9 protein-coding genes and 1 pseudogene are annotated in these 10,431 nt (G+C 54.1%); 8 read left to right on the forward strand and 2 right to left on the reverse strand.

Going from position 1 to position 10,431, the window contains the following annotated elements; all coding sequences use genetic code 11:
- Positions 1–11: 11 nt before the first annotated feature.
- From ispD to SFA31_RS10250, 5 genes are read left to right on the forward strand one after another with little or no spacing between them, the layout of a single operon-like run.
- Entirely contained in the window at positions 12–722 is a 711-nt protein-coding gene (ispD, locus tag SFA31_RS10230) for a 2-C-methyl-D-erythritol 4-phosphate cytidylyltransferase (RefSeq protein ID WP_322837883.1), read from the forward strand.
- Entirely contained in the window at positions 722–1,198 is a 477-nt protein-coding gene (ispF, locus tag SFA31_RS10235; protein WP_322837884.1) for a 2-C-methyl-D-erythritol 2,4-cyclodiphosphate synthase, read from the forward strand. The genes ispD and ispF overlap by 1 nt, the downstream gene beginning before the upstream one ends.
- Positions 1,195–2,241, forward strand: coding sequence for a tRNA pseudouridine(13) synthase TruD (gene truD, locus SFA31_RS10240; RefSeq protein WP_322837885.1), 1,047 nt, complete (start codon positions 1,195–1,197; stop codon positions 2,239–2,241). The genes ispF and truD overlap by 4 nt, the downstream gene beginning before the upstream one ends.
- Positions 2,222–2,983, forward strand: coding sequence for a 5'/3'-nucleotidase SurE (gene surE / locus SFA31_RS10245; RefSeq protein WP_322837886.1), 762 nt, complete (start codon positions 2,222–2,224; stop codon positions 2,981–2,983). Before truD ends, surE begins: the two co-directional genes overlap by 20 nt.
- The gene (locus tag SFA31_RS10250) at positions 2,977–3,603 is read left to right on the forward strand and encodes a protein-L-isoaspartate(D-aspartate) O-methyltransferase (protein ID WP_322837887.1); all 627 of its coding nucleotides are present in this window, start codon (positions 2,977–2,979) and stop codon (positions 3,601–3,603) included. The genes surE and SFA31_RS10250 overlap by 7 nt, the downstream gene beginning before the upstream one ends.
- Before the next feature lie 171 nt (positions 3,604–3,774).
- On the opposite strand, the gene SFA31_RS10255 is transcribed toward SFA31_RS10250, so the two are convergent.
- A complete protein-coding gene (locus SFA31_RS10255; protein ID WP_322839345.1) occupies positions 3,775–3,957 on the reverse strand; it encodes a hypothetical protein in 183 nt (60 codons plus the stop codon).
- On the opposite strand from SFA31_RS10255, the gene nlpD reads away from it, so the two are divergent.
- The 3 genes and pseudogenes from nlpD to tnpA form a co-directional block, all read left to right on the forward strand.
- The gene (nlpD, locus tag SFA31_RS10260; RefSeq protein ID WP_322839346.1) at positions 3,875–4,939 is read left to right on the forward strand and encodes a murein hydrolase activator NlpD; all 1,065 of its coding nucleotides are present in this window, start codon (positions 3,875–3,877) and stop codon (positions 4,937–4,939) included. The genes SFA31_RS10255 and nlpD overlap by 83 nt on opposite strands.
- A 110-nt stretch (positions 4,940–5,049) precedes the next feature.
- Positions 5,050–6,045 carry an RNA polymerase sigma factor RpoS gene (gene rpoS / locus SFA31_RS10265; protein ID WP_322837888.1) on the forward strand — a complete coding sequence of 332 codons (996 nt, stop codon included), beginning with the start codon at positions 5,050–5,052 and terminating at the stop codon, positions 6,043–6,045.
- Between the two features lie 329 nt (positions 6,046–6,374).
- Positions 6,375–6,815, forward strand: a pseudogene (gene tnpA, locus SFA31_RS10270) (IS200/IS605 family transposase); the annotation flags it as partial.
- A gap of 313 nt (positions 6,816–7,128) precedes the next feature.
- Here the strand turns inward: tnpA and mutS are convergent.
- Positions 7,129–9,696: a DNA mismatch repair protein MutS gene (gene mutS / locus SFA31_RS10275; protein WP_322837889.1), complete on the reverse strand. Its 2,568-nt coding sequence runs from the start codon at positions 9,694–9,696 to the stop codon at positions 7,129–7,131.
- Between the last annotated feature and the right edge of the window lie 735 nt (positions 9,697–10,431).

Genomic DNA, 10,431 nt, shown 5'->3' on the forward strand with positions numbered 1-10,431 from the left:
CAGACAACGACATGGCAGGTTCCTCCGGGCGCATCGTCGCCATTGTACCGGCCGCCGGCATTGGCAGCCGGATGCAGGCCGAACGCCCCAAACAGTATCTCACTCTGGGCGACAAAACCATTCTCGAACACGCGGTGGCCGGGTTACTACGCAACCCGCGGATTTCGCGCGTGATAGTTGCCGTCAGCCCGCATGATAGCTGGTTTGACGCGCTGGCGGTGGCGAAACATCCTCAGGTGATAAAAACGACCGGCGGCGCCCGGCGGGCGGATTCTGTGCTGGCGGGACTGCATGCGGCCGAAGACGCTGAGTGGGCGCTGGTGCACGACGCGGCGCGCCCCTGTTTGCATCCTGACGATCTGGCTTGCCTGTTGGCAGCTGCGCAGGTAAGCCAAACCGGCGGTATTCTGGCTACGCCGGTACGCGATACCATGAAGCGCGCGGAGCCCGGCGCGTCGCGCATTGCGCACACGGTCGATCGCGACGATCTTTGGCATGCGCTGACGCCGCAGCTCTTCCCGCTGGTTTTACTGCGCGATTGTTTGATACGCGCGCTAAACGAAGGCGCTGCCGTGACCGATGAGGCTTCAGCGCTGGAGTATTGCGGGTTTCATCCGCAGCTGGTGCGCGGCCGCGCGGACAACATCAAAGTCACGCAGCCGGAAGACCTGGCGCTGGCCGAATTTTACCTTAATCGATTAAATACCCCGGAGAAAATGTAATGCGAATCGGACACGGTTTCGACGTTCATGCGTTTGGCGGCGATGGCCCGATCGTACTTGGCGGCGTGCGCATTCCTTATGAGAAAGGGTTACTGGCCCACTCTGACGGCGACGTGGCGCTGCACGCGCTGACCGATGCGCTGCTGGGCGCGGCGGCGCTGGGCGATATCGGGAAGATGTTTCCCGATACCGATCCCGCGTTTAAGGGCGCGGATAGCCGCGCGCTGCTGCGGGAAGCCTGGCGGCGTATTCAGGAAAAAGGCTACCGGTTAGGAAATGTGGATATTACGATAATCGCGCAGGCGCCGAAAATGGCGCCGCATATTCCACAGATGCGCGTGTTTATCGCCGAGGATCTCGGTTGTCATATTGACGCTGTTAATGTCAAAGCGACGACGACGGAAAAACTGGGTTTTACCGGGCGCGGCGAAGGCATCGCGACGGAGGCGGTGGCGCTGCTGCTGACGCCGGCGTGAAGTCGTGGGATGAGTTAACGTGGCTGCACGGGCGGCCAGCCGGGAGCGGTTTGCTGAAAGCCGGGCCAGAAGATTTCGTGGTGACGGAAGATTTGGGCTTTACGCCGGACGGCGAGGGTGAACATCTGCTGGTGCGGGTGTTGAAAACGGGCTGCAATACGCGTTTTGTCGCCGATGCGCTGGCTAAATTTCTAAAGGTTCACGCGCGGGAAGTCAGCTTTGCAGGACAAAAAGATAAACACGCCGTAGCCGAGCAGTGGTTTTGCGTTCGCCTGCCGGGCAAAGAGATGCCAAATCTGTCGGCCTTTGAGCTGGAAGGGTGTCAAATACTTGAATATGCGCGCCATCGTCGTAAGCTGCGCATTGGCGCGCTGCGCGGCAATCGGTTTACTCTGATACTGCGCGAATTGACGCACCGTGATGATATTGATGCGCGGCTTAGCGCTATTTTGCAGCGCGGGGTGCCTAACTACTTTGGTGCCCAGCGCTTTGGCGTTGGCGGCAATAACCTGCATCAGGCCCGCCGCTGGGCGCAGAACGGCGGCCCGGTGCGCGATCGCAATAAACGCAGCTTTTGGCTTTCGGCGGCGCGCAGCGCGCTGTTTAATCAGATTGTCAGCGAGCGTCTGGAAAAAATGGCGCTGAATCAGGTGATTGACGGCGATGCGCTACAGCTAGCGGGACGCGGCAGCTGGTTTGTCGCGACGGATGACGAACGGGAAACGCTGCAGCGCCGCGTGGAGAATAAAGAACTGATGATTACCGCCGCGCTGCCGGGATGCGGCGAATGGGGCACCCAGCGCGACGCCTTAGCCTTTGAGCGGCAGGCGGTAGCAGACGAACCCGACTTACAGGCGCTGCCTGTACGGGAAAAAGTGGATGCCGCGCGGCGCGCGATGCTGCTTTACCCCCAGGAAATGACGTGGAGCTGGTGGGATGATGTAACGCTGGAACTCACTTTTTGGCTGCCGGCCGGCAGCTTTGCAACCAGCGTGGTCAGGGAATTAATCAATACGGGTGATTATGCGAATATTGCTGAGTAACGATGACGGTATTCATGCGCCGGGCATTCAGGCGTTGGCGCGCGCGCTACGTGAGTTTGCCGAGGTGCAGGTCGTTGCTCCAGACCGAAATCGCAGCGGCGCGTCGAATTCACTGACGCTGGAATCGCCGCTGCGGACTTTCCAGCATGCGAACGGCGATATCGCCGTACAAATGGGTACGCCTACCGACTGCGTATTTTTGGGCGCGCATGCGTTAATGCGCCCCCGACCGGATATTGTTGTATCCGGCGTTAACGCCGGGCCTAATCTTGGCGATGATGTGATTTACTCCGGTACAGTGGCCGCTGCGATGGAAGGCCGTCATTTGGGCTTTCCCGCGCTGGCGGTGTCGCTAAACGGCCATCAGTATTACGAGACCGCCGCCGCGGTCGCGTGTTCGCTTTTACGCGCGCTGATGCGCGAGCCGCTGCGTACTGGGCGAATTCTTAACGTCAACGTTCCCGATCTTCCTTTGGCTGAGATTAAAGGCATTCGCGTGACGCGCTGCGGGAGCCGCCATCCCGCTGAAAGCGTTATTGAGCAGCAGGACCCGCGCGGGAATACGCTTTACTGGATTGGCCCGCCGGGTGAAAAGTGCGACGCCGGGCCGGATACGGACTTTGCCGCAGTGGAACAGGGTTATGTTTCTGTGACACCGTTACAGGTGGATTTAACCGCACGCGGCGCTCAGGAAGTCGTTACCCAGTGGCTGGCCGACGTGGAGGTGGATAAATCATGGTAAGCGGACGTGTAGAGGCGCTGCTCGCCAGATTGCGAACGCAGGGTATTGGCGACGAACGGGTACTGGAGGCAATTGCCAGCGTGCCTCGGGAAAAATTTGTCGATGAGGCTTTTGAGCATAAAGCCTGGGATAATGTCGCGCTGCCAATTGGGCTGGGGCAGACGATTTCTCAGCCGTATACCGTAGCGCGGATGACCGAATTACTGGAGCTGACGCCGGAGTCTCGGGTGCTGGAAATCGGCACCGGTTCGGGTTATCAGACCGCTATTCTGGCGCATATGGTTCATCACGTTTGCTCCGTCGAGCGGATTAAAAGTTTGCAATGGCAGGCGCGGCGTCGCCTGAAACAACTGGATTTGCATAATGTCTCTACCCGCCACGGCGATGGTTGGCAGGGCTGGAAAGCGCGAGCGCCGTTTGATGCGATTATTGTGACGGCGGCGCCGCCGGAAATTCCCGCGGCGCTAATGGCGCAGCTTGATGAGGGGGGGGTGCTGGTGTTGCCGGTGGGAGAAGACAGTCAGTACCTTAAGCGCATCCGCCGACGGGCGGGTGAATATAGCATTGATACTATTGAGAGCGTGCGCTTCGTTCCTTTAGTAAAAGGCGAACTTGCCTGAAACCTGGATATTTCTTCTATCCCTCGACTGTTTTTTGCGTAAGGTAGTGAAATATTGGGATTTATACACCAGGATTATGTGTCGCGGCACGCTGCGAATCTTTTCTCGTTAAAGATTCGCTACTTTACCCGACCTGCAAAGCGATCGCAGGCCGTTGAAACAATGGCGCCTTTACTTAAATGAAGTGCGCAAATTATATACCGTTATCGCCGGGGGAAAAATGAGCGCGGGAAGCCCTAACTTTACTTTACGTCGAATCGCAACTCTGTCACTGGTCAGCCTTTGGCTGGCAGGCTGTTCCAGCGATAATCCACAGGCACCAATAAGCTCCGTCGGTGGGAATAACGGCGGCAGCGGCGGTATGCTGGTGACGCAGCCGCCGCCGGTGCAGAGCTCGCAGGCGCCGCAGGTGAACAATGTGCCTGTGCAGCAGCAGGCGGTCACACCCTCTGTGCCGCAGGGGCAACAGGCTCAGCCGGTCCAAATGCAGGATGGGCGGATTGTGTATAACCGCCATTATGACAATATTCCAAAAGGCAGCTATGACGGCGGCGGTACCTATACGGTCAAACACGGCGACACCCTGTTTTACATCGCGTGGATAACCGGAAATGATTTTCGTGATTTGGCCCAGCGGAATAATATCGCCGCTCCTTACGGGCTGAACGTTGGGCAAACGCTGCAGGTAGGCAGTGCTTCGGGCGCGCCAATCACCGGCGGCAATGCGATTACTCAGGCTGATGCCAGCGCGCAGCAGAACGCACCGGCAACAGTTCCTGCACAAAATCCTAACGTTGCTGTTGCTTCTAAACCAACAATTACGTATTCTGAAACTTCAGGTGAACAGAGTGCTAATAAAGTGTTGCCAAACGGCGGTGGGACGGGAACTATTTCGTCACCCGTAACGGCACCCGCGACTGGCACCACCGAACCGACAGCCAGCAGTATGTCGACCAGCTCCCCTATTTCAGCGTGGCGCTGGCCAACAGATGGTAAAATTATCGAGAACTTTTCCGCCTCCGAAGGGGGAAACAAAGGGATTGATATCGCAGGCTCGAAAGGCCAGGCTATTCAGGCTACCGCCAGTGGGCGCGTCGTCTATGCTGGCAGCGCTCTGCGCGGTTACGGAAATCTGATAATCATCAAACATAATGATGACTACCTGAGCGCCTACGCCCATAACGATACAATGCTGGTTCGGGAACAACAGGAAGTGAAGGCGGGGCAGAAGATAGCTACTATGGGTAGCACCGGAACCAGTTCTACACGTTTGCATTTTGAGATTCGTTACAAGGGGAAATCCGTAAACCCGCTGCGCTATTTACCGCAGCGATAATCACGGCGGAGTACGCTATTAAAACCGTTTACCCGGGCAGGATGCTTTTCGGCCCGGGTGATTGTGTCTGATGGCGGCTTCGTTCAGGGATCACGGGTAGGAGCCACCTTATGAGTCAGAATACGCTGAAAGTTCATGATTTAAATGAAGATGCGGAGTTTGATGAGAACGGAGTCGAAGTTTTCGACGAGAAAACTTTAGTTGAAGAGGAACCCGGTGATAACGAAGACCATGCGGAAGAAGACCTGCTAGCGCAGGGAGCGACGCAGCGTGTTCTTGATGCCACTCAGTTGTATTTGGGTGAGATCGGTTTTTCTCCGCTATTAACGGCTGAAGAAGAAGTTTTCTTCGCTCGTCGGGCGCTGCGCGGGGATATTGCTTCCCGCAAGCGTATGATTGAAAGTAACCTGCGTCTGGTGGTGAAGATCGCCCGTCGCTACAGTAATCGCGGCCTCGCTCTGTTAGATTTGATTGAAGAGGGCAATTTGGGGCTGATTCGCGCCGTGGAAAAATTCGATCCGGAGCGCGGCTTTCGTTTTTCAACCTACGCTACCTGGTGGATCCGTCAAACCATTGAACGGGCCATTATGAACCAGACGCGTACCATTCGTTTACCAATTCATATTGTTAAAGAATTAAATGTCTACTTGCGGACAGCACGTGAACTGTCGCACAAACTCGATCATGAGCCGAGTGCGGAAGAGATAGCCGAGCAGTTAGACAAACCGGTTGATGATGTTAGCCGTATGCTGCGTTTAAACGAGCGCATTACATCGGTGGATACGCCTCTCGGCGGCGATTCAGAGAAAGCGCTGCTGGATATTCTGGCCGATGAAAAAGACAACGGTCCGGAAGATACCACGCAGGACGACGATATGAAGCAAAGCATCGTCAAGTGGCTATTTGAGTTGAATGCGAAACAGCGTGAAGTGCTGGCGCGCCGTTTTGGTCTGCTTGGCTATGAGGCGGCAACGCTTGAGGACGTAGGCCGTGAGATTGGCCTGACTCGTGAGCGCGTTCGGCAGATTCAGGTTGAAGGGCTGCGCCGGTTACGTGAAATATTGCAAATGCAGGGGTTGAATATCGAGGCGCTATTCCGTGAATAATCGACTTTGAATTAACCAGGCCAGCCGCTATCGGCTGGCTTTTTTTATTGCCAACTGAAAGTACGTTCTATGGGCGTGGCCATCAACGGGTTTTGGCTCTGCCTTGTTGTTTTGGGATTTAAACCTCACAAGACTGGCAGAGACTTTTTTAAGGGATTTGGGATGTCCCAGTGGGGCATCAAAGCATTGCCGCCTTCTATGAAGGCGGATTTTTACTGTTACCCCTAAACACCTCCTGGGGAGGTGGTGATTTATCCTGTAGGGCTATAGTCTGAAGAATGCCCATGCCGGAATAGCTCTGCTTACTCATCGCAAGTAAAAGGAGACAAATCAACACGGGGCTTTACAGGCGTTCATCACAGGTATATTGGCGTTGCAAATACCACTCAGTCTGGACGCCAATGTATCGATTCAGGATCCGTAAAGATAAGCCGGGCAAGGGGCTTTACAGGGCAATCTACATTCTATGCGGACTATGCGGCATAAAGGATTGTGAAGTTCCGGCGTTAAATGTTCAGCCAGCTCATGTACATCTGGTGGTCATCGTCCGACCTAAAATCTCGATATCAACGCGAATGGGTCATTTGAAAGGTCGCAGTGCCATCAGGCTCTATAATCGTTTTCCACACATCAGGAAGACGCGCTGGGGAAACCATTTTTGGCCCCGAGGGTAGTTTGTAGATACGGTCGATGTGAACGAAGAAATAATCAGAAGATATGTGAGACATCAGGAGAAAACGGAACAAACACATGAACAGCAGATGGAATTGCCGGAAGGTGACAATAGCCCCAGGGGGCTTTCTCAAAAGCCACCATCTAAGAAGGTGGTTTTTTACTGTCAGCTAAAAACCCCTATCGGGATATGAAGTAATTGCTGGGTTTTTTAGCGTTAAATTCAATTAATGGACGAATGTGTCTTTCGCGCGTTATCGCGCCATCCTTCAACGTGGTAACTCCACCGCCTTCGCGCGGAAGGCGGTGTTTGCATCACGTTGACACAGTCTGGATAGCGTTGACAACGATGCCTGGCTTAGCAGAGAAAATAGTCCCTAAAAGGCCATCAGCCGGGAGAATTCCCGTTCATCACACCAGACTTTTTAATCGGTAAATCCACTCCAGCGCCTGGCGCGGCGTCAGCGTATCCGGGTCGAGATTCTCCAGCGCTTCAACTGCCGGAGAAGTCTCTTCGGGAACGGAAAGTAGCGACATTTGTGTGCCATCAATTTGCGTTGCCGATGCGTTACCGGATAGCTGCTCCAGTTCGCGCAGTTTTTGCCGCGCACGTTTCACCACATCTTTCGGCACCCCGGCCAGCGCAGCGACGGCCAGCCCGTAACTTTTACTCGCAGCACCGTCTTGCACGCTGTGCATAAACGCAATAGTGTCTCCGTGCTCTACCGCATTAAGGTGCACATTGGCGACACCTTCCATTTTTTCGGGCAGTGTGGTGAGTTCAAAATAGTGTGTGGCGAAGAGCGTCAAAGCCTTGATGCGATTAGCCAGGGTCTCCGCGCACGCCCACGCCAGAGAAAGGCCGTCATAGGTGGATGTTCCACGCCCGATTTCATCCATCAGCACCAGACTTTGCTCGGTGGCGTTATGCAAAATATTGGCGGTTTCCGTCATTTCCACCATAAATGTGGAGCGCCCCGATGCCAGATCGTCTGCGGCGCCAACGCGGGTAAAGATACGGTCAACCGGGCCAATTTCGGCACGCTGAGCGGGCACAAAACTGCCGATCCATGCCATAAGCACAATCAGCGCGGTCTGGCGCATATACGTACTTTTTCCGCCCATATTCGGCCCGGTAATGATTAGCATTCGACGCTGGGTAGAAAGCTGCAGTGGGTTAGCAATAAAGGGATCGCGCAGTACGCGCTCGACTACGGGATGTCGCCCGCCTTCCAGGTGAATGCCCGGGTGCTCAGAAAACGTCGGGCAGGTGTAGTTGAGCGTGGCGGCGCGCTCCGCCAGATTCGCCAATACGTCCAGCTCCGAAAGCGCGTGGGCGCTTTGCTGCAGAGCCGCGAGATGAGGTAGCAGAAGATCGAACAGGCCGTCATAAAGCTGTTTTTCAAGAGACAGGGCCTTTCCTTTGGAGGTCAGCACCTTATCTTCATATTCTTTCAGCTCAGGAATGATATAGCGCTCGGCGTTTTTTAATGTTTGCCGGCGCACATAATTTATCGGCACCAGGTGGCTCTGGCCGCGGCTGACCTGAATATAGTAGCCGTGGACGGCATTAAAACCGACTTTCAGCGTATCAATGCCCAGCCGTTCGCGTTCGCGAATTTCCAGCCTGTCGAGATAATCCGTTGCGCCATCCGCCAGCGCGCGCCATTCATCCAGTTCGGCGTTATAGCCCGGAGCAATGACGCCGCCGTCGCGCACCAGCACCGGCGGCGCTTCTATGATCGCCGCTTCCAGCAATTCACGCAGCTCGCTGAATTCGCCTATCTGCTGGCGTAAAGCCTGAATATGTTCGACGTCAATGCTCGCTAACCGCTGGTTTAGTTCCGGCAATTGTTGAAAAGCGGTGCGCATGCGCGCCAGATCGCGCGGCCTTGCGGTGCGCAGGGCAAGCCGGGCCAGAATACGCTCCAGATCGCCCACCTGGCGCAGCACCGGCTGCAGATCCGCACTGTAATCCTGTAATGCAGCGATGGTCTGCTGGCGGCGGGTTAATACTTTGACATCCCTAAGTGGCATATGCAGCCAGCGTTTTAGCATGCGGCTGCCCATTGGGGTTACCGTGCAGTCCAGCACCGAGGCCAGCGTATTTTCGCTACCGCCGGAAAGATTTTGCGTGATTTCCAGATTGCGGCGAGTTGCCGCATCCATGATGATGCCGTCCCGCTGGCGCTCCATGGTGATGGAACGAATATGCGGCAGCGAAGTACGCTGCGTATCTTTAACGTATTGCAGCAGGCATCCCGCCGCGCAAAGCCCCTGAACGGCATTTTCCACGCCAAAACCCGTTAAATCCCGGGTAGCAAACTGCAAATTCAACTGCTGGCGCGCGGTCTCCAGTTCGAACTCCCACAGCGGGCGACGGCGCAGACCGCGCCGACCTTCGATAAGGCGCATATCGGGGAAATCTTCGTGATAGAGCAGCTCTGCCGGATTGGTGCGCTGTAGCTCAGCGGCCATCGTTTCGCTATCTTCAGGTTCGCTGAGTCGAAAACGCCCGGAACTAATATCCAGCGTGGCGTAACCGTATTTCTTTCCGCTCTGCCAGATAGCCGCCAGCAAATTATCCTGTCGCTCCTGGAGTAGGGCTTCGTCGCTGATCGTACCGGGAGTGACAATGCGGACCACTTTACGTTCGACCGGACCTTTAGTTGTTGCCGGATCGCCAATTTGCTCACAGATAGCGACGGATTCACCTAAATTAACCAGCTTTGCCAGATAATTTTCTACCGCGTGGTGCGGTACTCCTGCCATTGGGATCGGTTCGCCCGCCGAAGCGCCGCGTTTAGTTAGTGAGATATCCAGCAACTGCGAAGCGCGTTTGGCATCGTCATAAAACAGTTCGTAAAAATCGCCCATGCGGTAAAACAAGAGAATCTCAGGATGCTGAGCTTTAAGGCGCAGATACTGCTGCATCATTGGGGTGTGGTGGGAGAAATCCTTGTCAACAGACTCTGTCATATTGATGTTACTCGTTGTTAAGTGCTGTGATGAAGGCATCCCGGCTCAAAACGCTTCTATAACGTCGCTTCAGGGTATGCGCTACGCCTGCGGGAATGCATGAAGGGTGAGGCCGCTTAAACGCTGAGTTCAGCCTGATAATAGCGGCCTTGGCTGCCCGACCCGGTTGATGTTTATCTTACCATTGAGCGCTATATGGATTCATCCGATCTGCATCAGGGTGCAGGGAAGAAGGCGGCAAGGGCAGAGAACCTGCTACTTATTCTGACGACACTGTCCGAGAGTGCGGCGAATCATTTATGTGATAAAGGTCGTATTTTTCAGAGCGTCGTTATAAAAAAACTAACTTACCAGCGAAGGTAATGAAGACATTTATTATTATTGTTTTAATTAGAAAATTTAGGCTAACAGCCCTTTTTAGGTGGTTTAATATTCGATTTTTAGCGGTGGAAATTGGTTTTTTATATTGTTTTTATTTGAATTATTAATGCTAAATATTATGTTTCAGGTAATCCCTACCTTTATTAATAATATTATTTGGAACTTATTAACGTTGGCAGAGAAATAGTTTTTAGAAAAAAATAAATATGCATTTTTTTATTATGAAAATGCGCGCCGGATGCTGGTTTTTTTATGGCGCGCGTCTACGCTTTTAAAACATACCTCTGAGTAAATAAAAACAACATCTCTAACAGTAAAGTGATTAAGTGAGTGCGCGACGATTAAACCCTATTC

It is taken from the genome of Erwinia sp. HR93 (assembly GCF_034555055.1).
GTDB lineage: Bacteria > Pseudomonadota > Gammaproteobacteria > Enterobacterales > Enterobacteriaceae > Apirhabdus > Apirhabdus apintestini.